This window comes from Halomonas sp. AOP25-F1-15 (assembly GCF_052378675.1).
In the GTDB taxonomy this organism is placed as follows: Bacteria; Pseudomonadota; Gammaproteobacteria; order Pseudomonadales; family Halomonadaceae; genus Vreelandella; species Vreelandella casei.
In genome coordinates, this window is sequence record NZ_JBQSXV010000007.1 from 148,335 (window position 1) to 173,939 (window position 25,605).

At 54.3% G+C, this 25,605-nt stretch carries 36 protein-coding genes; 1 reads left to right on the forward strand and 35 read right to left on the reverse strand.

Annotated elements, in window-relative coordinates:
- Positions 1-2: 2 nt before the first annotated feature.
- From ACT3TF_RS14145 to fusA, 32 genes are all read right to left on the reverse strand, one after another.
- A complete protein-coding gene (locus ACT3TF_RS14145) occupies positions 3-878 on the reverse strand; it encodes a DMT family transporter (protein ID WP_444672396.1) in 876 nt (291 codons plus the stop codon).
- Between the two features lie 78 nt (positions 879-956).
- Entirely contained in the window at positions 957-2,351 is a 1,395-nt protein-coding gene (locus ACT3TF_RS14150; protein ID WP_444672397.1) for a D-alanyl-D-alanine carboxypeptidase, read from the reverse strand.
- A 231-nt stretch (positions 2,352-2,582) separates the two neighbouring features.
- Positions 2,583-2,969 carry a 50S ribosomal protein L17 gene (gene rplQ / locus ACT3TF_RS14155; RefSeq protein WP_096276486.1) on the reverse strand — a complete coding sequence of 129 codons (387 nt, stop codon included), beginning with the start codon at positions 2,967-2,969 and terminating at the stop codon, positions 2,583-2,585.
- Positions 2,970-3,008: 39 nt separating this feature from the next.
- Positions 3,009-4,004 carry a DNA-directed RNA polymerase subunit alpha gene (locus ACT3TF_RS14160; protein ID WP_113269833.1) on the reverse strand — a complete coding sequence of 332 codons (996 nt, stop codon included), beginning with the start codon at positions 4,002-4,004 and terminating at the stop codon, positions 3,009-3,011.
- A 140-nt stretch (positions 4,005-4,144) separates the two neighbouring features.
- Positions 4,145-4,765 carry a 30S ribosomal protein S4 gene (rpsD, locus tag ACT3TF_RS14165; RefSeq protein ID WP_096276488.1) on the reverse strand — a complete coding sequence of 207 codons (621 nt, stop codon included), beginning with the start codon at positions 4,763-4,765 and terminating at the stop codon, positions 4,145-4,147.
- Between the two features lie 12 nt (positions 4,766-4,777).
- Complete coding sequence (rpsK, locus tag ACT3TF_RS14170) at positions 4,778-5,164, reverse strand: 30S ribosomal protein S11 (RefSeq protein ID WP_096276490.1); 387 nt, start codon at positions 5,162-5,164, stop codon at positions 4,778-4,780.
- Positions 5,165-5,216: 52 nt separating this feature from the next.
- On the reverse strand, positions 5,217-5,573 hold the full coding sequence (rpsM, locus tag ACT3TF_RS14175; protein WP_008959153.1) for a 30S ribosomal protein S13: 357 nt from the start codon (positions 5,571-5,573) through the stop codon (positions 5,217-5,219).
- Between the two features lie 124 nt (positions 5,574-5,697).
- On the reverse strand, positions 5,698-5,811 hold the full coding sequence (rpmJ, locus tag ACT3TF_RS14180; RefSeq protein WP_008959154.1) for a 50S ribosomal protein L36: 114 nt from the start codon (positions 5,809-5,811) through the stop codon (positions 5,698-5,700).
- A gap of 69 nt (positions 5,812-5,880) precedes the next feature.
- Entirely contained in the window at positions 5,881-7,212 is a 1,332-nt protein-coding gene (gene secY, locus ACT3TF_RS14185) for a preprotein translocase subunit SecY (RefSeq protein ID WP_444625747.1), read from the reverse strand.
- Positions 7,213-7,647, reverse strand: a complete 435-nt coding sequence (gene rplO, locus ACT3TF_RS14190; protein WP_096276496.1) for a 50S ribosomal protein L15 — start codon at positions 7,645-7,647, stop codon at positions 7,213-7,215.
- A 3-nt stretch (positions 7,648-7,650) separates the two neighbouring features.
- Entirely contained in the window at positions 7,651-7,833 is a 183-nt protein-coding gene (gene rpmD / locus ACT3TF_RS14195) for a 50S ribosomal protein L30 (protein ID WP_096276498.1), read from the reverse strand.
- 6 nt (positions 7,834-7,839) lie between these two features.
- Complete coding sequence (gene rpsE, locus ACT3TF_RS14200) at positions 7,840-8,340, reverse strand: 30S ribosomal protein S5 (RefSeq protein ID WP_096276500.1); 501 nt, start codon at positions 8,338-8,340, stop codon at positions 7,840-7,842.
- Positions 8,341-8,351: 11 nt separating this feature from the next.
- Entirely contained in the window at positions 8,352-8,702 is a 351-nt protein-coding gene (gene rplR / locus ACT3TF_RS14205; protein ID WP_008959159.1) for a 50S ribosomal protein L18, read from the reverse strand.
- Positions 8,703-8,711: 9 nt separating this feature from the next.
- The gene (rplF, locus tag ACT3TF_RS14210; protein ID WP_444625746.1) at positions 8,712-9,242 is read right to left on the reverse strand and encodes a 50S ribosomal protein L6; all 531 of its coding nucleotides are present in this window, start codon (positions 9,240-9,242) and stop codon (positions 8,712-8,714) included.
- A gap of 9 nt (positions 9,243-9,251) precedes the next feature.
- Positions 9,252-9,644 carry a 30S ribosomal protein S8 gene (gene rpsH, locus ACT3TF_RS14215; protein ID WP_096276504.1) on the reverse strand — a complete coding sequence of 131 codons (393 nt, stop codon included), beginning with the start codon at positions 9,642-9,644 and terminating at the stop codon, positions 9,252-9,254.
- Between the two features lie 32 nt (positions 9,645-9,676).
- Positions 9,677-9,982, reverse strand: a complete 306-nt coding sequence (gene rpsN, locus ACT3TF_RS14220) for a 30S ribosomal protein S14 (protein WP_096276506.1) — start codon at positions 9,980-9,982, stop codon at positions 9,677-9,679.
- Between the two features lie 10 nt (positions 9,983-9,992).
- Positions 9,993-10,532, reverse strand: a complete 540-nt coding sequence (rplE, locus tag ACT3TF_RS14225) for a 50S ribosomal protein L5 (protein WP_096276508.1) — start codon at positions 10,530-10,532, stop codon at positions 9,993-9,995.
- An 18-nt stretch (positions 10,533-10,550) separates the two neighbouring features.
- Positions 10,551-10,865, reverse strand: a complete 315-nt coding sequence (rplX, locus tag ACT3TF_RS14230) for a 50S ribosomal protein L24 (protein ID WP_096276511.1) — start codon at positions 10,863-10,865, stop codon at positions 10,551-10,553.
- 14 nt (positions 10,866-10,879) lie between these two features.
- A complete protein-coding gene (gene rplN, locus ACT3TF_RS14235; protein WP_096276513.1) occupies positions 10,880-11,251 on the reverse strand; it encodes a 50S ribosomal protein L14 in 372 nt (123 codons plus the stop codon).
- A 49-nt stretch (positions 11,252-11,300) separates the two neighbouring features.
- A complete protein-coding gene (gene rpsQ, locus ACT3TF_RS14240) occupies positions 11,301-11,561 on the reverse strand; it encodes a 30S ribosomal protein S17 (RefSeq protein WP_096276515.1) in 261 nt (86 codons plus the stop codon).
- Position 11,562: 1 nt separating this feature from the next.
- Positions 11,563-11,754: a 50S ribosomal protein L29 gene (gene rpmC, locus ACT3TF_RS14245; RefSeq protein WP_096276518.1), complete on the reverse strand. Its 192-nt coding sequence runs from the start codon at positions 11,752-11,754 to the stop codon at positions 11,563-11,565.
- Positions 11,754-12,167: a 50S ribosomal protein L16 gene (gene rplP / locus ACT3TF_RS14250; RefSeq protein WP_007112000.1), complete on the reverse strand. Its 414-nt coding sequence runs from the start codon at positions 12,165-12,167 to the stop codon at positions 11,754-11,756. Before rplP ends, rpmC begins: the two co-directional genes overlap by 1 nt.
- A 15-nt stretch (positions 12,168-12,182) precedes the next feature.
- The gene (gene rpsC, locus ACT3TF_RS14255; protein WP_008959164.1) at positions 12,183-12,881 is read right to left on the reverse strand and encodes a 30S ribosomal protein S3; all 699 of its coding nucleotides are present in this window, start codon (positions 12,879-12,881) and stop codon (positions 12,183-12,185) included.
- Positions 12,882-12,891: 10 nt separating this feature from the next.
- A complete protein-coding gene (gene rplV, locus ACT3TF_RS14260) occupies positions 12,892-13,224 on the reverse strand; it encodes a 50S ribosomal protein L22 (protein WP_007112002.1) in 333 nt (110 codons plus the stop codon).
- Between the two features lie 18 nt (positions 13,225-13,242).
- Entirely contained in the window at positions 13,243-13,518 is a 276-nt protein-coding gene (gene rpsS / locus ACT3TF_RS14265) for a 30S ribosomal protein S19 (RefSeq protein WP_096276522.1), read from the reverse strand.
- 33 nt (positions 13,519-13,551) lie between these two features.
- Complete coding sequence (gene rplB, locus ACT3TF_RS14270) at positions 13,552-14,382, reverse strand: 50S ribosomal protein L2 (protein WP_444625745.1); 831 nt, start codon at positions 14,380-14,382, stop codon at positions 13,552-13,554.
- Positions 14,383-14,398: 16 nt separating this feature from the next.
- Complete coding sequence (rplW, locus tag ACT3TF_RS14275) at positions 14,399-14,695, reverse strand: 50S ribosomal protein L23 (protein ID WP_444625744.1); 297 nt, start codon at positions 14,693-14,695, stop codon at positions 14,399-14,401.
- The gene (gene rplD / locus ACT3TF_RS14280) at positions 14,692-15,297 is read right to left on the reverse strand and encodes a 50S ribosomal protein L4 (protein WP_444625743.1); all 606 of its coding nucleotides are present in this window, start codon (positions 15,295-15,297) and stop codon (positions 14,692-14,694) included. The genes rplW and rplD overlap by 4 nt, the downstream gene beginning before the upstream one ends.
- A 15-nt stretch (positions 15,298-15,312) precedes the next feature.
- Entirely contained in the window at positions 15,313-15,951 is a 639-nt protein-coding gene (gene rplC, locus ACT3TF_RS14285) for a 50S ribosomal protein L3 (protein ID WP_008959169.1), read from the reverse strand.
- A 163-nt stretch (positions 15,952-16,114) separates the two neighbouring features.
- Entirely contained in the window at positions 16,115-16,426 is a 312-nt protein-coding gene (gene rpsJ / locus ACT3TF_RS14290; protein WP_096276530.1) for a 30S ribosomal protein S10, read from the reverse strand.
- Positions 16,427-16,585: 159 nt separating this feature from the next.
- Positions 16,586-17,779 carry an elongation factor Tu gene (gene tuf, locus ACT3TF_RS14295; protein ID WP_444625742.1) on the reverse strand — a complete coding sequence of 398 codons (1,194 nt, stop codon included), beginning with the start codon at positions 17,777-17,779 and terminating at the stop codon, positions 16,586-16,588.
- A gap of 29 nt (positions 17,780-17,808) precedes the next feature.
- Positions 17,809-19,932, reverse strand: a complete 2,124-nt coding sequence (gene fusA, locus ACT3TF_RS14300) for an elongation factor G (protein ID WP_444625741.1) — start codon at positions 19,930-19,932, stop codon at positions 17,809-17,811.
- Between the two features lie 145 nt (positions 19,933-20,077).
- Here fusA and ACT3TF_RS14305 point away from each other — a divergent pair, with 145 nt between their 5' ends.
- Positions 20,078-20,245 carry a pentapeptide repeat-containing protein gene (locus tag ACT3TF_RS14305; RefSeq protein WP_444672415.1) on the forward strand — a complete coding sequence of 56 codons (168 nt, stop codon included), beginning with the start codon at positions 20,078-20,080 and terminating at the stop codon, positions 20,243-20,245.
- On the opposite strand, the gene rpsG is transcribed toward ACT3TF_RS14305, so the two are convergent.
- The 3 genes from rpsG to rpoC all read right to left on the reverse strand — a co-directional run bounded on the left by rpsG (position 20,178) and on the right by rpoC (position 25,601).
- Positions 20,178-20,648, reverse strand: a complete 471-nt coding sequence (gene rpsG, locus ACT3TF_RS14310) for a 30S ribosomal protein S7 (protein WP_096276536.1) — start codon at positions 20,646-20,648, stop codon at positions 20,178-20,180. The two genes, ACT3TF_RS14305 and rpsG, sit on opposite strands and share 68 nt — an antisense overlap.
- A gap of 138 nt (positions 20,649-20,786) precedes the next feature.
- Positions 20,787-21,161, reverse strand: a complete 375-nt coding sequence (gene rpsL / locus ACT3TF_RS14315) for a 30S ribosomal protein S12 (RefSeq protein ID WP_008959173.1) — start codon at positions 21,159-21,161, stop codon at positions 20,787-20,789.
- 225 nt (positions 21,162-21,386) lie between these two features.
- Entirely contained in the window at positions 21,387-25,601 is a 4,215-nt protein-coding gene (gene rpoC, locus ACT3TF_RS14320) for a DNA-directed RNA polymerase subunit beta' (RefSeq protein ID WP_444625740.1), read from the reverse strand.
- Between the last annotated feature and the right edge of the window lie 4 nt (positions 25,602-25,605).

Consider the following 25,605-nt stretch of genomic DNA (forward strand, 5'->3'; position numbering starts at 1 on the left):
GATTAAGAGGTTGGGCGGCGTTTTAAGGTAGTCCGACGGTCGTAGTACGCCACGGCAATCCCACTACTCACAATCAAGGCGCTGCCCACCCACACCCAGATGTCCGGCATTTCACCCCAAAACCACCAGCCCAGTATCACTGCCCACAGCATGGCGGTGTAATCAAACGGTGCGGCGATGGCCGCCGGAGCAAACCGAAAGGCCAACGTGATAAACACCGTTGCCGCCACGCCAAGCACGCCCGATGCCATAAAACCTGCCCAGTGCCAGAGTTGGGGCGTTTGCCACACCCAAGGCAGGCTCACCGCGGTCACTATAAACGGCACTAGCGTGACATAGAACACCATAGCCCAGAGATTCTCGCGAGCGCCGTAGCGACGCGCCGTAATCATCATCAGTGCATAAAACAGGGCCGCCGTTATCATGCTGAGCGTACCAATGTGAAACGCACCTTCGCCAGGACGAACCACGACCAGCACACCGATAAAACCCACCAATGAGGCAGCGAGCACCGGCGGTGCAATTCGCTCGCCAAGCAAAGGCACCGACAGCAGTGTGACAAACAGCGGAGCGACAAAGGCAATCGCCGTCGCCTCAGCCAGCGGAAGCAGTGTTAAGCCCACCACGAAGAACACCATGGTGCCGGTATAAATCAAACCTCGAACGGCATGCACCCCTGGCCTTCGAGTACCCAGTTTACGCAGCCCTCCCGAAAAATGGGCCAGCAGCGCAATCAGCGGCAGCGATATCAGTGTACGAAAGAAAATAATCTGCAGGGGCGAGTGCACCTCACCAAGCCACTTGGCGACGGCGTCACCCAGCGCTAGAAAAAATACGCCGATACACATGCTGAGTATGCCCTTTAGCGACGTTGTCACCGCAGCCTCCTATTTATTAATCGCCCAAAAAAAACCCCGCCAATGCAGATTGGCGGGGTGATATGCCAGTGAAATGCGCTATAAGCTGGCGTTGACCACCATGCAGTCCATGCCTTGAGAGTGCAGTTGGCGGCATGCCTGACGCGCGCGCTGCTCATCAAGCGCGACTACACGGGCACGGTAAACAGGCGTTTGACCAGCAATGGTATCTACTTCAACACGGCCACCGACGCTTTGGTCTACCCGCTGCGCCGCCTGCTGGGCAAGATGTCTTGCCTGCATTTCTTGGCTAAAGGCGCCTACCTGAATTCCCCAACTGCCACCGGATTCAGATACCGAGGCCATCTGCTGCTCACGCTCAATAAACGTCTGTAAGGGATCTTGCTGCGGCGCGGCTTGCTGCTCATTGGGGCGCTGTATATTCGACACATCAGCCAGCTGAGCATCGAGATCTTGAGCAGGCGTTGACGACAGTGAGGGCGATGGGGATGCTGCCGGCGTGGTTTCCACGACGGCCAGCATGGGCTGGCGCTGCGCCGGCGGCGTAGCCGGTTGAGGCGGCGTCAAAGCAGCCGGGCCAAATGTCATAAATTCCTGCGCGACATTGGTGCTGGCCATCCAGGTTGACTGGTCGCGTAGTGACGCGCGTAAAAAGCCGCGATCGAGCAAGTTAGCCATATGGGTATCACGAGACTGAGCGGAAAAGCCGCCCATCACCACAGCCATCAGCCGGCGATTGCCGTGCACGGCCGTCGTCGCCACGTTAAAACCAGAGGCGCGGATAAATCCAGTTTTCAGGCCATCAGCCCCGGGGTAATCACGCACTAAGCGGTTGTGGCTGGTATGCCGGGTGCCACGGTAAGTAAACTCTTGCAGGCCAAAATAATGATAGTACTGAGGAAAATCCTGCATCACGCGTACAGAAAGCGTCAGCATATCGCGCGCGGTTGTCACCTGGCCGTCATCTGGTAAACCGGATGCATTGCGAAAGGTCGTGGCGTGCATGCCTAATTCGCGGGCTTTGGTCGTCATCATGTCACTGAAGCGCTCTTCGGTGCCGCCCAGCGCTTCCGCTATCACCGCAGCGACATCGTTAGCTGAACGCACCGCCAGTGCACGTATCGCCGTATCAACAGGAATAGAGCTGCCCGCCGCCAGCCAGAGTTTTACGGCAGGCTTAGCAGCGGCAACGCTAGAAACGGGTAAGGGCTGGTCGATACGCAGGGTACCGGCTTGAAGCGCCTCGAAGGCTAAATACAGCGTCATCATTTTCGTCAGCGATGCAGGATAACGCTGATCATCAATATTTTCGGCATACAGCACTTCACCATTATCCAAGTCGACCACAATGCCCGCGTAGCGCGGATTATCAGCGTGAGCGCTGGTGATCAACGACAGCATGAGTAGTAGCCCCATACTCACTGCCCATGCTGCCGATGCTTTACCGACAGCGTGTTTTACCCTCGCATACATGCCTCTGCCCCTTGCTCGTTATCAACGCGCTCGTACTGTTCCACTACCATGCCACACTCAAGGCGCAACGCAAGGCTTTCCCATGGCGGCAAGGTAGTCATTATGGCTATCTATAATAGGCGCAGTATATACCCAGTTCGGCTCACCTAGAGAGTGTTAGCTGAGAGGTATAAAAAAACCGACCCAAAGGGTCGGTTTTCATTCGCTATTCAAGACGCTGACGACAGAGGATTACTCTTCTGCTGCGGCTTCTTCAACAACGGGACGATCAACTAGCTCAACATACGCCATAGGCGCGTTGTCGCCGGTGCGGAAACCGCACTTAAGAATACGGATGTAACCACCCGGACGCTCAGCGTAACGCGGACCTAATTCGTTGAACAGTTTGCCGACCGCTTCTTTAGAACGCGTACGGGCAAACGCCAAGCGACGGTTTGCAACGCTATCCTGCTTAGACAAGGTGATCAGCGGCTCGATAACGCGACGCAGTTCCTTGGCTTTCGGCAGGGTTGTCTTAATGACTTCATGCTCGACCAGCGAGACAGACATGTTTTTAAACATTGCCTGGCGATGCGAGCTGGTACGATTCAGATGACGACCACTCTTACGATGACGCATGGTTGTAATTCCTTACCAAACTGGGACTCAAGTCGACACTCACGCGGAGGCCTTGTCGTCCTTCAGGCTTGCCGGTGGCCAATTTTCCAACCGCATGCCGAGGGACAAGCCGCGCGCCGCCAATACATCTTTGATTTCATTCAAAGACTTTTTACCGAGGTTAGGTGTTTTCAACAGCTCAACTTCTGTGCGCTGAATCAAATCACCAATGTAGTAAATATTCTCGGCTTTTAGGCAGTTCGCGCTACGAACGGTCAACTCAAGATCGTCTACGGGGCGCAATAGAATTGGATCAACGTGATCCTCTTCTTCTTCGACTTCCTGTTCTTTATCAGCTTCCAGGTCGACGAAGGCGGCCAGCTGCTCTTGCAGAATGGTCGCACTGCGACGGATAGCCTCTTCCGGATCCAGGGTACCGTCGGTTTCCAAATCGATAATTAGCTTATCGAGGTCGGTGCGCTGCTCAACACGAGCGGCCTCAACCGAGTAGGAAACACGGCGGACAGGGCTGAAGGTGGCATCCAGCTGCAGGCGGCCAATAGCACGTGACTCTTCATCAGAGCCGCGGGCGTCAGCCGGTTCGTAGCCACGACCCAGCGCTACCTTAAGCTGAATTTTCAGCTCGGCACCTTCATTGACATGAGCAATGATGTGGTCCGGGTTGACGATTTCGACGCTATGATCAAGCGCAATGTCGCCAGCGGTGACGACGGCTGGGCCCTGCTTGTTCAGCGTGAGCACCGCCTCATCGCGGCTGTGCATCTTGATCGCAACATCTTTCAAGTTCAGGAGGATTTCAATAACATCTTCCTGCACCCCTTCGAGCGCACTGTACTCATGCTCTACACCGGCAATTTCAGCCTCTACCACGGCACAGCCGGGCATAGACGAAAGCAGAATGCGACGCAGTGCATTCCCAAGGGTGTGACCAAATCCGCGCTCGAATGGTTCGAGTACGATTTTGGCGTGATGTGCGCTGATTTCTTCGACCTTGATGTCGCGAGGGCGGAGAAACTCTGTCACTGAACGCTGCATATGAACACCTTTCAGGCTGCCAAACGGATACTCAGTCTCAAGAGCATAGGCTCAAGAGCATGTACTCAAGAGCAACCGGACGGAGAGCTACGCTACCCGTCCGGGCTTCAAGAAGCAGACTCTTACTTAATTAACGCTGCTTACTTGGAGTACAGCTCGACGATCAGGTTTTCGTTGATGTCGGCAGTCAGGTCACCGCGTTCAGGCAGAGCCTTGAAAGTGCCTTCCATCTTCTTGGCGTCGATCTCGATCCAAACAATATCGCCACGGTTTGCCGCAATGGACAGTGCGCTTTGAATACGTGCTTGGTTCTTCGCCTTTTCGCGAATGGAAACAACGTCACCCGGCTTAACTTGATAGGAAGCCACGTTAACGGTACGTCCGTTCACTGAAATCGCCTTGTGGCTTACTAGCTGACGCGCTTCAGAGCGAGTCGAGCCAAAGCCCATACGATAGACGACGTTATCCAGTCGGGATTCTAACAACTGCAACAATACTTCACCGGTCGCGCCTTTCAGGCGAGCAGCTTCTTTGTAGTAGTTGCGGAACTGTTTTTCGAGTACGCCATACATGCGACGTACTTTTTGCTTCTCGCGAAGCTGCAAGCCGTAGTCTGAAAGACGCTGACGACGTTGGCCGTGTACACCCGGGATTTGCTCGGATTTACACTTTTTCTCGAAGGGAGTCACACCACTCTTCAAAAAGAGATCGGTGCCTTCACGACGAGACAGTTTGCACTTCGGTCCAATATAACGAGCCATGAATCTGTCTCCTTAAACGCGGCGTTTCTTAGGCGGACGGCAGCCATTGTGAGGAATGGGCGTCGCGTCTGTGATGCTTTGCACGCGGAAGCCGGCGGCGTTAAGTGCACGCACGGCGGATTCACGACCAGGACCGGGGCCTTTAACCAGTACGTCTACGTTTTTCACACCATACTCGGCTGCAGCAGTTGCTGCACGTTCACTTGCCACTTGAGCAGCGAACGGGGTGCTCTTGCGAGAACCACGAAAACCCGAACCACCGGCAGTTGCCCAAGAAAGCGCATTGCCCTGGCGGTCTGTGATCGTCACGATCGTGTTGTTAAAAGAGGCATGGATGTGCGCAATCGCGTCCACTACCTGCTTTTTAACCTTTTTACGGTTACTACGCGGGTTAGCCATGTTGATGTCTATTCCTGTCGTTACGCCGGCTCTCTATTAAAGAGCCTGCGTATTATTTGCGGATCGGCTTACGCGGGCCCTTACGGGTGCGCGCGTTAGTCTTAGTCCGCTGACCACGCAGCGGAAGACTACGACGATGACGCAGACCACGGTAGCAACCTAAGTCCATGAGACGCTTAATATTAAGCGTAACATCACGACGAAGGTCACCTTCTACGGTGTACTTGCCAACTTCAGAACGCAGGGTGTCGACTTCTTCAGAAGACAGATCCTGGATCTTGGCAGTAGTGGCGATACCGGCTGCTGCACAGATGTGCTCAGCACGAGTACGGCCAATCCCGAAGATATAGGTCAGCGAGATCGCCGCATGCTTGTTGTCCGGGATATTGACGCCTGCAATACGGGCCATCAGCTTACTCCGAAATTTGAGCGGCTTGCTCGTTTATTCATCTACAAAAGGCGCAACAGCATACCCCTTCATTTGCCCGAGGGCAAGGGGTATGCTGGCACCCGCTTAAAACAACCCAGGGGTATTAACCCTGGCGCTGTTTGTGCCGTGGTTCGCTGCAAATGACGCGGACAGCGCCATTGCGACGAATGATCTTGCAGTTACGGCACATTTTCTTTACGGAAGCTCGAACTTTCATCGATCTTTCTCCAAAAACCGGCTCGCGGCTCGCCACCTTAACTAACTTAATAGGGGTGGGCGGCGCCTCTCAGCGCATGATACCGCCGCTACCGTAGCCTTTCAGGTTGGACTTCTTCATCACTGAGTCATACTGATGCGACATGAGATGCGATTGCACCTGGGCCATGAAGTCCATGATGACCACGACTACGATTAACAACGAGGTACCGCCGAAAAAGAACGGCACGTTCCACGCCACAATCAAGAACTGGGGCATCAAGGAAACCGCAGTGATATACAAGGCACCGAACAGGGTCAAGCGTGTCATGACCTTGTCGATATAGCGAGCGGTCTGCTCGCCGGGGCGAATGCCCGGCAGGAAAGCGCCTGACTTTTTAAGATTGTCAGCCACATCCTTGGGGTTGAAGACCAGCGCTGTGTAAAAGAAGCAGAAGAATACCACTGCCGCCGCGAAAAGCAAGATGTAAAGCGGTTGACCTGGACCTAATGCCTGGGATGCACGCTGCAACCACTCCATACCTTCACCGGCACCTACCCACTGACCAATAGAGGCCGGGAAGAGTAGAATACTGGAGGCAAAGATAGCTGGAATAACGCCAGCCATATTAACCTTCAAAGGCAGGTAACTGCTTTGGCCTGCATACATCTTATTGCCCACCTGACGCCGCGGGTAGTTAACCTTAAGACGGCGTTGGCCGCGCTCAATGAAAACCACGAAAGCGACAGTGGCAATACCTAACACAGACAACGCTAACAGCGGCAGAACATTCCAGGCGCCTTCGTTACGGGCAAGCTCAAAGGCTTGGCCCACGGCACTCGGTAGCCCAGCGACAATACCGGAGAAGATCAGCAGCGAAATACCGTTGCCGATGCCCTTCTCGGTAATTTGCTCACCCAGCCACATCATAAACACCGCGCCTGATACAAACGTAACCACGGCGGTGAAGAAGAAACTGAAGTCAGCGCTGTACGCGATACCTTGGCTAGCCAGACCGACGGACATGCCGGTAGCCTGGACAAATGCCAGTATCACCGTGCCGTAGCGGGTGTACTGGCTGATCTTGCGGCGGCCAGCCTCACCCTCTTTCTTGAGCTGCTCAAGATGAGGGGAGACCGCAGTCATGAGCTGCATGATAATCGACGCCGAAATATAGGGCATTATACCCAGGGCGAGGACACTCATGCGCTCCAGGGCACCACCCGAGAACATGTTAAACATGCCTAAGATAGTACCCTGTTGCTCCCTAAACAAGGCAGCAAGCTGGTCAGGATTGATACCGGGAACGGGAATGTGGGCACCAATACGGTACACCACGATGGCGAGGAGCACGAAGCGCAAACGCGCCCACAGTTCACTCAGACCGCTGCCCATCGCCGGCATTTTTCCTGACTTGGCCATTTAGTCCTCTACCTTGCCGCCAGCAGCTTCGATCGCTTCACGGGCACCTTTGGTGACCTTGATTCCGCGAACGGTAACTGCCGTTTTCAATTCGCCAGAAAGGATAATCTTCGCGTGTAGCGTAGAGTCCTTCAGCACGTTGGCTTGCTTCAATGTCGCCATAGTGACTTCGCCACCGGCTACTTTAGCAAGTTCGGCCAGGCGTACTTCTTCAGATACTAATGATTTTGCAGACGTAAAACCGAATTTCGGCAAACGACGCTGCAAAGGCATCTGACCGCCTTCGAAACCAGGCTTGACGCTACCGCCACTGCGTGATTTCTGACCTTTGTGACCACGGCCACCGGTCTTACCAAGACCGGAACCGATACCACGACCAACGCGCTTTGCAGCGTGCTTGGAGCCCGGTGCCGGGCTTAAGGTATTAAGTTTCATGGATTACTCTCCCTCAACGCGCACAAGGTAGTTAACCTTGTTGATCATGCCGCGTACGGCTGGGGTGTCTTCCAGTTCAACCGTCTGACCGATGCGACGCAGACCCAGGCCTTTCATAGTGGCCTTGTGCTTAGGCAAAATGCCGATGGTGCTGCGGATCTGAGTAAACTTGATCGTTGCTGCCATGGTGTCTTACCCCGTGATCGCGTCGACAGACAGACCGCGCTTAGCGGCGATGTCTTCCGGTGCTTGCATGGAGGAGAGACCTTTAACAGTCGCTCGTACCACGTTAACCGGGTTGGTGGAACCGTAGCACTTGGCCAGTACATCGTGGACACCAGCGAGCTCTAATACAGAGCGCATGGCGCCACCGGCAATAATACCGGTACCTTCGGAAGCCGGCTGCATGTACACCTTAGAAGCACCGTGACGGGCTTTAATCGGGTACTGCAGCGTGTGGCCAGCAAGGTTCACCTTGACCATATTGCGACGAGCTTGATCCATCGCTTTCTGGATTGCGACCGGCACTTCACGCGCCTTGCCACGACCGAAACCGACACGACCTTTACCATCACCAACGACGGTCAGTGCGGTGAAGCCGAAAATACGACCACCCTTGACCACCTTGGCGACGCGGTTGACCTGCACTAACTTCTCTTGCAGATCACCGCTTTGCTGTTCGTTCTTCGCCATCGTAAAACCCTTTAGAATTCCAGGCCGCCTTCACGTGCGGCGTCGGCCAGAGCCTTGACGCGGCCGTGATACTTAAAGCCAGCACGGTCGAAGGCCACCTGGGTGATGCCTGCTTCTTTAGCGCGTTCGGCAATCAGTGCACCTACTTTAGAGGCAGCATCTGAGTTACCGGTCGCACCCTCGCGCAGTGCTTTGTCCAGCGTAGAAGCACTGGCTAACACTTTGCCACCATCCGGCGAGATAATCTGCGCATAGATGTGACGCGGGGTACGGTTGACGCACAGGCGATACACGCCCAGCTCGCGGATCTTTGCGCGAGCGCGGCGGGCACGACGGAGACGAGATTCTTTCTTCGCGTTCATAACCCTGCCTTACTTCTTCTTGGCTTCTTTGCGACGCACCTGCTCGTCGGCGTACCGTACACCCTTGCCTTTATATGGCTCAGGCGGACGGAAAGCGCGGATTTCCGCGGCGCACTGACCGAGCTGCTGCTTGTTCGCGCTTTTCAGCACGATCACGGTGTTTTTCGGCGTTTCCGCTGAGACACCTTCAGGCAGTTCGTAGTCGACCGGGTGCGAGAAGCCCAGTGAAAGATTGAGCGTCTGGCCCTTAGCTTGGGCACGATAACCGACGCCAACAATTTCGAGAGTCTTTGTGAAACCCTCGGATACGCCCGTTACCAGGTTCTGAACTAAGGCGCGGGTAGTACCGGCCATGGCCCAGCTCTTGGCAGATTCGCTCGGGGCGAAGGTCAGCTGGCCATCTTCTTGACCGACCACTACATCTGAGTGGATGGTCAAAGATAGCGTGCCCTGGCCGCCCTTGGCGGTCAGCTGGTCAGCATTGATTTTAACATCAACACCGGCGGGCACTTTAACCGGATATTTCGCTATGCGGGACATTCCAGCCTCCTAGAATACGGTGCAGATGACTTCGCCACCCACACCGGCTTGGCGCGCGGCACGATCGGTCATGACACCACTTGACGTAGTGACAATCGCAATACCAAGACCATCGGCGACCTTAGGCAGGTTGTCCTTGCCCATATAGCGGCGCAGGGACGGCTTGGAAACCCGCTGAATATGCTCAATAACCGGCTTACCCTCAAAGTATTTGAGAGTCACGGTCAGCTCAGGCTTAACACCCTCTGCAACCGTAAAGTCGGCAATGTAGCCTTCTTCCTTTAGCACTCGGGCCACTTGCACTTTCAACTTGGAGGACGGCATGGTAGCCGTCTCCTTGGTGGCCATCTGCGCATTGCGGAGACGAGTTATCATATCCGCTAGAGTATCTTGCATGCTCATTTAATGTGCGCTCCTGATGATTCTACGTGGCGTTACCAACTGGACTTTTTGAGTCCAGGGACGTCGCCACGCATGGCGGCTTCACGCAGCTTGTTACGGCCGAGGCCGAACTTGTTGTAAAAACCGTGCGGACGACCAGTGATGCGGCAGCGGTTACGCTGACGCACCGGGCTTGAGTCGCGCGGCAGTTGCTGCAGCTTCAGCGTCGCCTCGAAGCGGTCTTCCTCAGACGAATCAACGCCTGAGATGATCTTCTTGAGCTCGGCACGCTTGGTGGCATACTTCGCCACCAATTGCGTACGTTTGAGCTCACGCTCTATCATACTTTTCTTAGCCATGATCCCACCCTTATTTCTTGAAGGGGAAGTTCAGCGCCGCTAGCAGCGCACGACCTTCCTCATCGGTTTTGGCGGTAGTAGTGATAGTGACGTCCAACCCACGGATGCGATCGATTTTATCATACTCGATCTCCGGGAAGATGATCTGCTCACGCACACCCATAGAATAGTTGCCGCGACCGTCGAAGGACTTCGGGTTGAGACCACGGAAGTCACGCACGCGGGGAATTGCGATGTAAACCAAACGGTCCAAGAAGTCCCACATACGCTCAGCGCGCAGAGTTACCTTGATGCCGATTGGCCAACCTTCGCGCACCTTAAAGCCCGCGATGGACTTACGTGCCTTGGTCACCAACGGTTTTTGACCAGAGAGTTTCTCTAGGTCGCCGATGGCATTGTCAATCAACTTTTTATCGTTGACTGCTTCGCCGATACCCATATTCAGAGTCACTTTCGTGATCCGGGGTACCTGCATAACGTTGGCATAGCTAAACTGTTCTTTAAGTTCAGCTGCTACCTCGTTTTGATAACGTTCTTTCAAGTTCGCCATTTTGCTACCCGACTCGCGTTAGGCGTCGATCTGCGTCTGCGTCGACTTGTAGATACGTACCTTGGTACCGTCTTCCTTAACTTGGAAGCCGACGCGATCCGCCTTACCGGTCTCCGAATTGAAGATGGCTACGTTGGACGCGTGAATCGGAGCCTCACGCTCGACGATACCGCCCTGATTACCCGCCATGGGATTTGGCTTGGTGTGACGTTTAATCATGTTCACACCGGACACCAAGAAGCGGCTTTCTAATACCCGCTTAACAGTGCCACGTTTGCCTTTATCCTTCCCGGCGATGACGATGACTTCATCGTCACGTTTGATCTTTTGCATATCCGCCTCGCTCCTTACAGCACTTCAGGCGCTAAGGAAATGATCTTCATGAACTTTTCATTACGAAGTTCACGAGTCACCGGCCCAAAAATACGGGTACCGATGGGCTGTTCGTTGGTGTTATTCAACAAAACTGCCGCATTTCCATCGAAACGGATGAGCGAACCGTCGGGACGACGGACGCCACTACGGGTCCGGACCACGACCGCTTTTAGCACCTGGCCTTTTTTGACCTTGCCACGCGGAATCGCTTCCTTAACCGTGACCTTGATGACATCACCTATACGAGCGTAGCGACGGTGTGAACCGCCTAGCACCTTGATGCATTGCACCCGGCGCGCTCCGCTGTTGTCGGCGACATCCAGCATTGTCTGAGTCTGAATCATCGGTTTTCTCCAAACCTAATCTGACTACACTGATTGGACAGCCTCGGGATTAACCCTTGGCGTGTTCAACCACCTCGACGAGCGTCCAGGCTTTCTTCTTGGAAAGCGGACGGCACTCCTGAATGGAAACCGTATCGCCTGCCTTTGCCTGGTTCGCCTCATCATGGGCGTGCAGCTTGGTGGAGCGCTTAACGTATTTTCCGTAGATCGGGTGACGCTCGCGCCGCTCGATCATAACGACGATGGACTTGTCCATCTTATCGCTCACCACTTTACCGGTGAGCGTACGCGTTGTTTTCTCTTCGGCCATCTCAATCACCTGCCTTCTCGTTGAGCATAGTCTTAACGCGGGCGATATCCCGACGGACCTGCTTGAGCAGATGAGTCTGGCTCAGTTGGCCAGTGGCCTTCTGCATGCGCAGGTTAAACTGCTCGCGGAGGAGTTCGAGGAGTTGCTCCTGGAGCTCTCCTGCGGACTTTTCACGAATTTCCTGGGCTTTCATCACATCACCGTCCGTTTCGCAAAGGTGGTGGATAAGGGCATTTTCTGTGCGGCGAGCTCAAACGCTTCACGAGCGAGCTCTTCCGACACGCCTTCTATTTCATAAAGGACCCGACCCGGTTGGATCTGGGCTACCCAGTACTCAACAGAACCTTTACCTTTACCCATACGAACTTCGAGCGGCTTCTTAGAGATCGGCTTATCAGGGAAGACGCGGATCCAGATCTTACCGCCACGTTTAACGTGACGTGTGATCGCACGACGGCCTGCTTCGATCTGACGCGCAGTGATGCGGCCGCGACCGGTAGCTTTAAGGCCATATTCCCCGAAGCTGATCTTGCTTCCGCGATGCGCCAGGCCACGGTTGCGGCCTTTCATCATCTTGCGGAATTTCATACGCTTGGGCTGTAACATCGACTCGCTCTCCCCTTACCTGGAACCTTTCTTCTTGGGCGCGTTGCCGGCAGGCTGTTTGGCCTTGGCACGTACTTCCTCGATACCGCCGAGGATTTCACCCTTGAAGATCCACACTTTGACGCCGATAACGCCATAGGTGGTGTGAGCTTCGTAAGTGGCGTAGTCGATATCCGCACGCAACGTGTGCAACGGAACGCGACCTTCGCGGTACCATTCGGTACGTGCGATTTCAGCGCCACCAAGACGACCTGACAGCTGAATCTTGATGCCACCAGCGCCAAGACGCATTGCGTTTTGTACCGCGCGCTTCATAGCACGACGGAACATCACGCGACGCTCAAGCTGACCCGCTACGTTAGCAGCGACTAGCTTGGCATCCAGCTCCGGCTTGCGAACTTCTTCGATGTTCACATGCACGGGGACACCCATCATCTGGGTGAGATCGCGACGCAGACGGTCGACATCTTCACCTTTCTTACCAATCACAATACCCGGACGGGCGGTGTGAATGGTGATGCGGGCGTTGTTCGCCGGACGCTCGATGTGGATGCGGCTCACAGAAGCGCTTTTAAGACGCTCTTCCAAGAAGCTACGCACTTCGAGATCGTTATTGAGCTTATCGGCGTAAGCGCCGCGCTCAGCATACCAGACAGAAGCATGGTCTTTGACGATGCCCAGTCGAATGCCTGTTGGATTGACTTTCTGACCCATCGGTCGACTCCTACTTCTCGGCTACCTTGACGGTGATGTGGCACGTGCGCTTCAAGATACGATCCGCACGCCCTTTGGCACGCGGCTTGATACGCTTGAGCGTCATGCCCTCATCGACGCAGATGGTCGAGACACGCAGCTCGTCAATATCCATGCCGTTATTTTCTTCCGCGTTTGCTATGGCGGATTGCAGCACCTTCTTAACCAGCTTAGCAGCCTTCTTCGGTGAGAAGGTCAGCAGGTCGAGTGCCTCGGCGACAGGTTTACCGCGCACCTGGTCAGCCACCAAACGGGCCTTCTGGGCGGATAAACGAGCGCCAAGCAGCTTAGCTGTGACTTCCATCTCTCAATCCTCTCTGGCTTACCGTTTGGCTTTTTTATCCGCCGCATGCCCGCGATAAGTGCGAGTAGCAGCGAATTCGCCCAATTTGTGGCCAACCATTTCCTCGGATACGTGCACCGGGATGTGTTGACGACCATTATGGACAGCGATAGTGAGGCCTACCATGTTTGGCAGGATCATTGAACGGCGCGACCAAGTCTTAATTGGTTTGCGATCGTTCTTCTCCACTGCAGCCTCTACCTTCTTCAAAAGATGAAGGTCAATGAAGGGACCTTTCTTTAGTGAACGTGGCACAGCCGTTACCTCTTAGTGTCTGGGCAATTTAGATCAGCGCGTCTTATTACGACGACGGATGATCAGCTTGTCGGTGCGCTTGTTCTTACGCGTCTTGTGACCCTTAGTCGGCACACCCCAAGGGGAGACCGGGTGACGACCACCACTGGTGCGGCCTTCGCCACCACCGTGTGGGTGATCCACCGGGTTCATCGCGACACCGCGAACAGTCGGACGCACGCCTCTCCAGCGCTTCGCACCGGCCTTGCCAAGTTGACGCAGGCTGTGCTCAGAGTTGCTCACCTCGCCCAACGTCGCGCGGCACTCAGCCAATACTTTACGCATTTCGCCAGAGCGAAGACGTAGCGTGGCGTAGTTACCTTCACGAGCTACCAACTGGGCGCTTGTACCGGCACTGCGTGCAATCTGCGCACCTTTACCCGGCTTGAGTTCGATGCAGTGCACCGTAGAACCCAATGGGACGTTGCGCAGCGGCAATGCATTGCCTTTCTTGATCGACGCATTAACACCAGATTCCAGCACGTCACCCGCGCTGACACCTTTCGGTGCAATGATGTAACGACGCTCACCATCGGCATACATCAGCAGTGCAATGTGCGCACTGCGATTGGGATCGTGCTCTAAACGCTCAACGGTGGCTGGAACGCCATCCTTGGTACGTTTGAAATCGATCAACCGATAGTGGTGACGATGACCACCGCCTATGTGGCGAGTGGTGATGCGACCGTTATTATTACGGCCACCGGACTTGGACTGTTTTTCCAAAAGCGGTGCATAAGCACGGCCCTTGAACAGTTCCTCGCCAACGATCTTGACGACGTGGCGACGACCGGCGGAAGTGGGTTTGGTCTTGACGATTGCCATTATCCGTACTCCTGCCCTATTCGGCGCCTGTGAAGTCTTCGAGCGTTTCACCCGCAGCCAGGGTCACATACGCTTTGCGGTAACCCTTACGTAGGCCAACACCGTTCGCAGTACGCTTCGTTTTACCCTTCATGTTCAGTACCTGAACACTGCCGACCTTCTTGCCGAAAAGTGCTTCTACGGCTTTCTTGATCTCGGGCTTGGTAGCATCGCGTGCCACCTTGAAAACGTACTGGTTGCGCTCGGCTGCCATCGCGGCCTTTTCGGTCACGTGCGGCCCAAGCAGAACCTTGAATACGCGTTCCTGGTTCATGCCAGCTTCTCCTCGAATTTACGCAGGGCGGAGACGGTAATCAGGACCTTATCAAAGGCTACCAGACTTACCGGGTCAGCTGCCGCGACATCCACCACATCAACGTGGGGAAGGTTGCGTGCGGCCAAATAGAGTTTTTCGTCAACTTCTTCAGTGACGATCAACACTTTTTCAAGGTTGAGCTCTTTCAGCTTGGCAGCTACCTGCTTGGTCTTAGGCGCATCGACGCTGAACTCTTCAATCGCGACTAGACGCTCTTGACGTACCAGCTCAGACAGGATGGAGCGCATCGCTGCGCGGTACATCTTGCGGTTAACCTTCTGAGTGTAGTCTTGCGGACGAGCCGCGAAGGTTACGCCGCCGCCACGCCATAGCGGAGAGCGGATAGTACCGGCACGTGCACGACCGGTGCCTTTCTGACGCCAAGGCTTTTTACCACCGCCACGAACATCGGAACGACTCTTTTGTGCGTGAGTTCCCTGACGGCCACCAGCCAAATAGGCAGTAACCACTTGGTGAACGAGCGCTTCGTTGAATTCTTTGCCAAAAGTGGCGTCGGCTACTTCAACGGTACCCGCGCCTGCAGCAAGATTCAGATTCATTGGTAATTATCCCCTTCAGCCAGCTTTCACGGCGCTGCGAACGATAACGTCACTACCGGGAGCACCCGGCACTGCGCCTTTGATCAGCAGCAGGTTACGCTCGGCGTCGACACGGACGATCTCAAGGCTTTGAACGGTGCAACGGGCATTACCCATTTGACCGGCCATCTTTTTGCCTTTGAAAACGCGACCCGGAGTCTGACACATGCCGATAGAACCCGGCGCGCGATGCGACAGAGAGTTACCGTGAGTCATGTCTTGGGTACGGAAATTCCAGCGCTTAACAGCACCCTGGAAGCCCTTACCTTTAGAGGTGCCAGTCACGTCAACCATTTGACCAGCTTCGAAGAGGGATACGGTGATTTCGCCACCCACCTCAGGAATTGTTTCGCCTTCTGCAAGACGGAATTCCATCAGTGCACGACCAGCCTCAACACCCGCCTTGGCAAACTGTCCAGCTTGCGCTTTGGTGAGGTGCTTGGCTTTACGAGAACCAGATGTGACCTGAATCGCTGCGTAACCGTCAGACTCGACAGATTTAACGCGTGTAACACGATTAGGATCAACTTCAATAACGGTTACGGGCACAGACGCGCCGTCTTCGGTAAAGACACGGGTCATCCCGGCCTTTTTACCGACTAAACCGATAGTCATACTCAGTCTCCTATAGTGTACGGGGCTATCACCCGCTATGGCTGCCCTTTCCAGAGCATTCCACTAGCACATTGTATGGCGCCTCACGGCGTGGCGGCTGCTGATCATACTAAGCTTGTTTAAAACAAGCGATGAACGCTGGGCCGCAAAGTGACTAGTGTAATTAGTTGAGCTTGATTTGCACGTCAACGCCAGCAGCGAGATCGAGCTTCATCAGTGCATCAACAGTTTTCTCAGTCGGCTCAACGATGTCGAGCACACGCTTGTGAGTACGAATCTCATACTGGTCACGCGCATCTTTATTGACGTGCGGCGAGATCAGAATGGTGAAGCGCTCACGGTTGGTTGGCAGCGGGATCGGCCCACGAACCTGAGCACCAGTACGCTTAGCGGTTTCAACAATCTCCGCTGTGGACTGATCGATCAGGCGATGGTCGAACGCTTTCAACCGAATGCGAATCTTTTGGTTCTGCATTTGCCCTAAACTCCAATGGATGTCGACGGCGCGAGCCGTCTACCCACGCATTCAAAGGATGCGCATTATAGGCACGCCACAAGCCCATGTCAAACATTTGCTGATGGTGCGCAGAAAAGGGGGCTCATCAGAGCCCCCTTCATCATTCAAGCAAATAGTTTACTTGACGATCTTAGCTACAACGCCAGCACCGACAGTACGACCACCTTCGCGAATTGCGAAGCGTAGACCGTCGTCCATGGCAATCGGAGCGATCAAGGTAACAACCATTTGCACGTTGTCACCAGGCATAACCATTTCAACACCTTCCGGCAGTTCACAAGTACCCGTTACATCGGTGGTACGGAAGTAGAACTGAGGACGGTAGCCCTTGAAGAAAGGCGTATGACGACCACCTTCTTCTTTGGACAGAACGTAAACTTCTGCTTCGAAGGTAGTGTGCGGATGAATGCTGCCTGGCTTGGCCAGTACCTGACCACGCTCGACGTCATCACGCTTAGTACCACGTAGCAGGGCGCCAACGTTCTCACCAGCACGACCTTCGTCGAGCAGCTTGCGGAACATTTCAACGCCAGTAACGATCGTTTTAGTGGTGTCACGAATACCGACGATTTCAACTTCTTCGCCCGCTTTCACGATACCGCGCTCTACACGACCGGTTACAACAGTACCGCGGCCAGAGATAGAGAACACGTCTTCGATCGGCATCAGGAACGGCTGGTCGATCGCACGCTCCGGCTCAGGAATGTAATCATCCAGAGCTTTGATCAGATTAGCAACGGCGGTGGTGCCCATGCCGTTCTCATCTTCACCGTTCAACGCCATCAGCGCAGAACCTGTGATGATCGGCGTGTCGTCGCCCGGGAAGTCGTACTGGTCGAGGAGTTCACGAACTTCCATCTCTACCAGTTCGAGCAGCTCTTCGTCATCAACCATGTCCGCTTTGTTCAGGAACACAACGATGTACGGTACGCCAACCTGACGAGACAGCAGGATGTGCTCGCGAGTTTGCGGCATCGGGCCGTCAGCGGCAGAACATACCAGGATCGCGCCGTCCATCTGCGCAGCACCGGTGATCATGTTCTTGACGTAGTCAGCGTGTCCTGGGCAGTCAACGTGCGCGTAGTGGCGCATTTCAGACTGGTATTCCACGTGCGACGTAGCGATCGTGATACCGCGCTCGCGCTCTTCAGGAGCGTTATCGATAGACGAGAACTCGCTCCAGTCGCCGCCGAAAACTTCAGCAGACACGCGGGTTAGGGCCGCTGTCAGAGTCGTTTTACCGTGGTCGACGTGACCAATGGTGCCGACGTTGACGTGCGGTTTGGAACGTTCAAATTTTTCCTTAGCCACTGCTATAACCTCTTTACGTTAGCTAACGGTTAACCGTTTTGATTGATGACGGCTTCAACGACGCTGGAGGGCGCCTCCTCGTACTTCGAGAACTCCATAGAGTAGCTCGCACGGCCCTGGGATTGCGAGCGTAGGTCGGTTGCGTAACCGAACATCTCACCCAGCGGTACCGTTGCACGAATGACTTTACCTGCGGAAGAGTCATCCATGCCCTGCACCAGACCGCGACGACGGCTCAGGTCGCCCATGACGTCACCCATAAACTCTTCGGGGGTCACGATTTCGACCTTCATCACCGGCTCCAGCAGCACGGCCTTGGCCTTCCTGGCACCTTCTTTAACGGCCATAGAAGAAGCAATCTTGAACGCAGTCTCGTTAGAGTCCACGTCGTGAAAAGAGCCATCGAACAGCGACACTTTAACGTCGATCATCGGGTAACCCGCGATGACGCCGTTTTTGAGCTGCTCATAAGCACCCTTCTCAACCGCGGGGATGTATTCCTTAGGAACCGTACCGCCCACGACTTCAGAGTTGAATTTGAAGAAAATTTCATCTTCGCCTTCACCCTTTTCTGCTGCAGTCAGCGGCTCGATACGCAGCCAAACGTGACCATACTGACCACGACCACCGGACTGACGCACGAACTTGCCTTCTTGCTCAACGCTGCCGCGAATCGTTTCGCGGTAGGCTACTTGAGGCTTACCGATATTAGCTTCAACCTTGAACTCGCGACGCATACGGTCAACGATAATGTCCAAGTGAAGCTCGCCCATACCAGAAATAATCGTCTGGCCGGTTTCTTCGTCGGTTTTAACTTGGAAGGAAGGATCTTCCTGAGCCAATTTGCCCAGAGCAACACCCATCTTCTCTTGGTCACTCTTGGTCTTCGGCTCAACAGCAACCGAAATAACCGGATCCGGGAACTCCATACGCTCGAGAACAATTTTGTTGTCGATATCGCACAGTGTGTCACCGGTGGTGACGTCTTTCAGACCGATACAAGCAGCGATATCGCCAGCCAGGATCTCTTTGATCTCTTCGCGTGAGTTGGCGTGCATCTGAACGATACGACCAACGCGCTCTTTCTTCTGTTTAACGGAGTTATAAACGCCGTCACCAGATTTCAGAACACCCGAATAGACGCGGATAAAGGTCAGCGTACCAACGAAGGGGTCGGTCGCGATCTTGAACGCCAGCGCCGCAAACGGCGCGCTGTCATCGGCGATACGTGTGGCAATGGTACCGTCTTTATCGTCAAGCTCACCTTCGATCGCCTTAACTTCAGTCGGCGAAGGCATGTATTCGATAATGCCGTCCAACACTGCTTGAACGCCTTTGTTCTTAAAGGCAGAACCACAGGTGACCAGCACGATGTCGTTACGCAGAGTACGCGCGCGCAGACCAGCCTTGATCTCTTCGATGCTGAGTTCAGTACCGTCGAGATACTTCTCCATCAGCTCATCAGAGCCTTCGGCAGCGGCTTCAACCATTTCTTCGCGATACTTCTCAGCCGTTTCTTGCAAGTCAGCAGGAATATCGACGAGCTCATAGTTCATACCCAGACTTGCCTCATCCCAAAGGATGGCTTTCATCTGGAGAAGGTCGATAACGCCTTTAAAGTCTTCTTCCGTGCCCCAGTTAATCTGGATCGGCACAGCGTTAGCACCTAGACGCTCTTTGAGCTGCTCAACAACCATGAAGAAGTCAGCGCCGGTACGGTCCATCTTATTGACGAACACCATGCGCGGAACTTCATACTTGTTGGCTTGACGCCATACAGTTTCGGTCTGGGGCTGAACGCCGGAAGAACCACACAGTACAACCACGGCACCATCGAGTACGCGCAGAGAACGCTCAACTTCAATCGTGAAGTCAACGTGCCCTGGGGTGTCGATAATATTGATACGGTGCTCAGGAAACTGCTTGCTCATGCCTTGCCAGAAGGTAGTAACAGCAGCAGAGGTGATAGTGATACCACGCTCCTGCTCCTGCTCCATCCAGTCTGTCGTCGCAGCACCGTCGTGCACTTCACCCACTTTGTGGGAAAGGCCGGTGTAGAACAGTACGCGCTCAGTTGTCGTGGTTTTACCCGCGTCAACGTGAGCAACGATACCGATATTGCGATAACGATTCAGTGGAGTCTTGCGTGCCACGATGAAACTCCCATTTGTTGGCGATGCTCGTTAATTTAGCGGCGCATGCAAGCGAGGCTTATGCTACCGCCACTACCCTAGAAGGATAGTGGCTAAGTATTGCAACACAGCGACTCAGCGTACATTCGCATGCTGAACTACGTGCATATATAAACCCGAACTTAAAAACGTCGTACTCAAAAACGCCGAGTTTAAAAACGCCGATTTTAGAAACGCCGAATTTAAAAAATCTAAAAACGCGAAATCTAGAAACGGTAGTGCGAGAAGGCTTTGTTGGCTTCTGCCATGCGATGCACGTCTTCGCGCTTCTTAACAGCAGAACCTTTACCTTCAGCAGCATCCAGCATTTCACCAGCCAGACGGTGCACCATGGTTTTCTCACCGCGACGACGCGCAGCGTCTACCAGCCAGCGCATTGCAAGCGCTTGACGGCGTGACGGACGAACTTCAACCGGCACCTGATAGGTCGCACCACCCACACGGCGCGACTTCACTTCGACCATAGGCTGGATGGCTTCCAACGCCTTGTCGAAGATTTCCAGCGGATCTTCTTTACTACGCTCGGCAACCTTGTCCAACGCACCGTAGACGATGCGCTCAGCTATGGACTTTTTGCCGCTGACCATCAGGTGGTTCATGAACTTCGCCAGACGCTCACTTCCGAACTTAGGATCCGGCAGGATGTCGCGTTTAGCTACTACTCTTCTTCTAGGCATGATAAGCCCTCAATTAAGGATCTTTCAGGTAAACCCGGGACTCGTGCTGCGCCTACTAGTACTCGCGGCGCCCGACCTTACTCTTATCAGACCGTCAAATTCGTGAAAAACGTTACTCAGCAGACTCTAAGCGTAGACTTAGGACTTAGGACGCTTAGTACCGTATTTAGAACGACCCTGACGACGATTTTGAACGCCGGAGGTGTCAAGGGCGCCACGAACGGTGTGATAACGCACACCTGGCAAATCCTTTACACGGCCGCCACGAATCAAAACGACAGAGTGTTCTTGAAGGTTGTGACCTTCACCACCGATGTAAGAAGATACTTCGAAACCGTTGGTAAGGCGCACACGGCAAACCTTACGCAGGGCCGAGTTAGGCTTCTTCGGGGTGGTGGTGTAAACGCGCGTACATACGCCGCGTTTTTGCGGACAGGCCTGCAGCGCTGGCACGTCACTTTTGGTGACGGGGCGCTTGCGCGGCTTGCGCACTAGCTGATTAATCGTTGCCATGGTGTTTAGCTGACTCCAATGGTTGCCTTAGCCTTTTAACAAATACAAGCAGCGGATGCGGGCGCACCCACCCCACTGTTAAAGGCTGCGCATTCTAAAGGCTGACCCTATGTGGCGTCAAGCCTTGCCGGCGGTTTAACCGGCAAGACTGCGCTTTTCAGGTCAGCTATTCGTTTTACTTACGTTTTCACTTACTGTCTTCACTTACTATTTCTAGCCCCAGCGTTACAGCTCATCGTCAGAATCGAGAGCGGTTAGCTGAGCACCTAGCTCCTGCTCTACCTCGGTGGCCGAGGGGTTGAACAGTTGCTCAACGTCTTCGCGCTTGCGACGACGCTCTGCGTGGTGAGTCAAACCCGTACCGGCTGGTATGAGACGACCCACTACCACGTTTTCTTTCAGGCCGCGCAGATAATCGCGTTTGCCGGTCACCGCTGCTTCGGTCAGTACTCGTGTTGTCTCCTGGAAGGAGGCCGCAGAGATGAACGACTCGGTGGCCAAACTGGCCTTGGTAATACCCAGCAGCATACGCTGATACTTAGCCGGGAATTTCTTCTCTTTCTCGAGACGAACGTTCTGCTCCAGCACGCGAACCAGCTCAGCTTGGTCGCCGGTGATGAAATCAGAGTCACCTGAGTCGGTAAGCTCTACCTTGCGCAGCATCTGACGCACGATCACTTCGATGTGCTTATCGTTGATACCTACGCCCTGCAGACGATAAACGTCCTGCACTTCGGCAGTGATGTACTTGGCAAGTTCCTCAACACCCAGCAAACGCAGGATATCGTGAGGATTGCTCGGGCCATCAGAAATAACTTCACCCTTCTCGACGGCTTCACCTTCGAAGACGGCGATTTGACGCCATTTCGGAATCAAGGCTTCAAACGGATCGCCAGACTCCGGGGTAATCATCAAACGACGCTTACCTTTAGTTTCTTTACCGAAGCTAACAACACCGCTGATTTCCGCCAAGATAGACGACTCTTTCGGCTTACGTGCTTCAAACAAGTCAGCAACCCGTGGCAGACCACCGGTGATATCTTTGTTAGCCGAAGCCTCTACAGGAATACGGGCAACCACTTCACCCACACCGATAGTGACACCGTCATCAACCGAAATAATCGAGTTACCAGGCAGCAAGTACTGTACCGGCGTGTTTGAACCGGAAACAGACACGTACTCGCCCGCGCTATCTTGCAGCATTACCATCGGGCGCTTATCGCGACCAGAGATCGGACGTGCCGCCGATTCGATAACTTCAATAGAAGACAGGCCGGTCATTTCATCGACGCTGCGGTGCATGGTGACACCTTCGTCGAGATCGATAAACTGCGCCTTACCTTCTACTTCAGCAACGATCGGGTGAGTGTGCGGATCCCATTTAGCAACAATGGCACCGGCATCAACGACATCGCCGTCACGTACGGAAAGCTCAGCACCATAGGGCAGCTTGTAGTACTCACGCTCACGGCCATGCTCATCGGCAACTGCCAAGGCGCTGGAACGAGAGACCACGACCAATTTGCCGTCGACACGCTCAACGTGCTTGATGTTATGCAGACGAACCTTGCCACCGTGCTTAACCTGTACGCTGTCAACCGCAGAAGAACGCGATGCCGCACCACCGATGTGGAACGTACGCATGGTCAGCTGGGTACCCGGCTCGCCAATTGACTGTGCCGCGATAACGCCGACAGCCTCGCCAATGTTGACCTGATGGCCACGCGCCAAGTCACGACCGTAACAAGAAGCACATACACCGTGAGCAGTTTCACAGGTAATGGTCGAGCGCACGATAATTTCGTCGACACCCATGGTGTCAAGCTCGGCGCACCACTTCTCGTCCAGCAATGTTGTGCGAGGAATCAAGATCTCGCCGGTACCCGGATGCACGACTTCTTGTGCAACAACACGACCCAACACACGCTGAGAGAGCGGTACAATGATGTCGCCGCCTTCGATGATCGGGTGCAGCGTCAAACCGTTCTCAGTGTCGCAATCAACTTCGGTAATAACCAAGTCTTGCGCCACGTCGACCAGACGACGCGTCAGGTAACCGGAGTTAGCTGTTTTTAGTGCCGTATCCGCCAAACCTTTACGCGCACCGTGAGTCGAGATGAAGTACTGAAGTACGTTCAAACCTTCACGGAAGTTGGCAACAATCGGCGTTTCGATGATCGAACCATCCGGCTTGGCCATCAGGCCACGCATACCGGCCAACTGACGGATCTGGGCAGCAGAACCACGCGCCCCGGAATCAGCCATGATGAAGACGCTGTTAAACGAATCCTGCTCAACTTCGTTGCCATCACGATCGATGACGGTTTCTTTAGAGATACCGACCATCATCGCCTTGGCGACTTTATCGTTGGCCTTGGACCAAATATCGATAACCTTGTTGTACTTCTCACCCGCTGTTACTAGGCCAGAAGAGAACTGGTCTTCAATTTCTTTAACTTCGGCTTCAGCGGCGTCAACAATCGCGGTTTTTTCATCGGGAATAACGAAGTCGTTAACACCGATAGAAGCACCGGACCAGGTGGCCAAACGGAAGCCGGTATACATCAGTTGGTCAGCGAAGATAACGGCCGGCTTCAGACCAGCACGACGATACACTTCGTTGATCAGACTGGAGATCGCCTTCTTCTTCATCGGCTGATCAATCAGCGCGAACGGCACGCCTTCCGGTAAAATACGGAATAGCATGGCACGACCCACCGTCGTGTCATAAATGCGGCGGTGGAAGCTGCGCTCGCCAGTTTCTTCTTCTACGTCGATCTCGTCTAAACGCACTTTGACACGAGCGTGTAGCGCAACCGACTGAGTACCAAACGCGCGCTCTACCTCGTTGAGGTCAGAGAACACCATGCCCTCGCCTTTGGCGTTGATCTTTTCGCGGGTCATGTAGTACAGACCCAGAACAACGTCTTGCGACGGTACGATAATCGGCTCGCCGTTAGCAGGCGACAGCACGTTGTTTGTCGCCATCATCAGCGCACGCGCTTCAAGCTGCGCTTCCAGCGTTAGCGGTACGTGTACCGCCATCTGGTCACCGTCAAAGTCGGCGTTGTAGGCAGCACAGACCAGCGGATGCAGCTGAATCGCCTTACCTTCGATCAACAGCGGCTCAAACGCCTGGATACCCAAACGGTGAAGCGTAGGCGCACGGTTAAGCAGTACCGGATGCTCGCGGATAACATCGGCAAGGATGTCCCATACTTCCGGCAACTCGCGCTCAACCATCTTCTTGGCGGCTTTAATCGTCGAGGCGTAGCCCAGCGACTGAAGCTTGGAGTAGATAAACGGCTTGAACAGCTCCAGCGCCATTTTCTTCGGCAGACCACACTGGTGCAGACGCAGCGTCGGGCCCACGGTGATTACTGAACGGCCCGAGTAATCGACGCGCTTACCCAACAAGTTCTGGCGGAAGCGGCCCTGCTTACCTTTGATCATGTCGGCAAGTGATTTCAACGGACGCTTATTAGAGCCCGTGATCGCACGGCCACGACGACCGTTATCGAGTAACGCATCAACGGCTTCTTGAAGCATGCGTTTCTCGTTGCGCACAATGATATCCGGCGCATTAAGATCCAGCAGACGCTTCAAACGGTTGTTGCGGTTGATCACACGACGGTAAAGGTCGTTGAGATCAGAGGTCGCGAAGCGGCCACCGTCCAGCGGTACCAGCGGACGCAGATCCGGCGGCAGCACGGGCAGCACTTCCATGACCATCCACGCGGGCGCATTGCCAGAGTGGTAGAACGCTTCAAGCAGTTTCAGGCGCTTAGAAAGCTTCTTGATCTTGGTCTCAGAGTTCGTCTGCGGAATTTCTTCACGCAGATGATTAATCTCTTCTTCCAGATCGATGTCTTTCAGCAGTTCTTGAACGGCTTCGGCACCCATGCGGGCATCAAAGTCGTCGCCAAACTCTTCCAGTGCCTCGAAATACTGCTCGTCGTTCAGCAGCTGACCACGTTCTAGCGTGGTCATGCCTGGATCGATCACCACAAAGCTTTCGAAATACAGCACGCGCTCGATATCACGCAACGTCATATCGAGGAACATGCCTATACGCGACGGCAATGACTTCAGAAACCAAATGTGAGCGACCGGTGAGGCAAGCTCAATGTGCCCCATGCGCTCACGGCGCACGGCGGCTTTGGTGACTTCAACGCCACATTTTTCGCAGATAATACCGCGATGCTTCATGCGCTTATATTTGCCGCACAGGCATTCGTAGTCCTTTACCGGGCCAAAAATCTTGGCGCAGAACAGGCCGTCCCGCTCCGGTTTAAAGGTACGGTAGTTAATGGTCTCAGGCTTCTTCACCTCGCCAAACGACCAGGAGCGAATCATGTCCGGCGACGCCAGGGTAATCTTGATCGCGTCAAATTCTTCGGACTGAGACTGCGATTTGAGTACTTTCACCAAATCTTTCATGGGA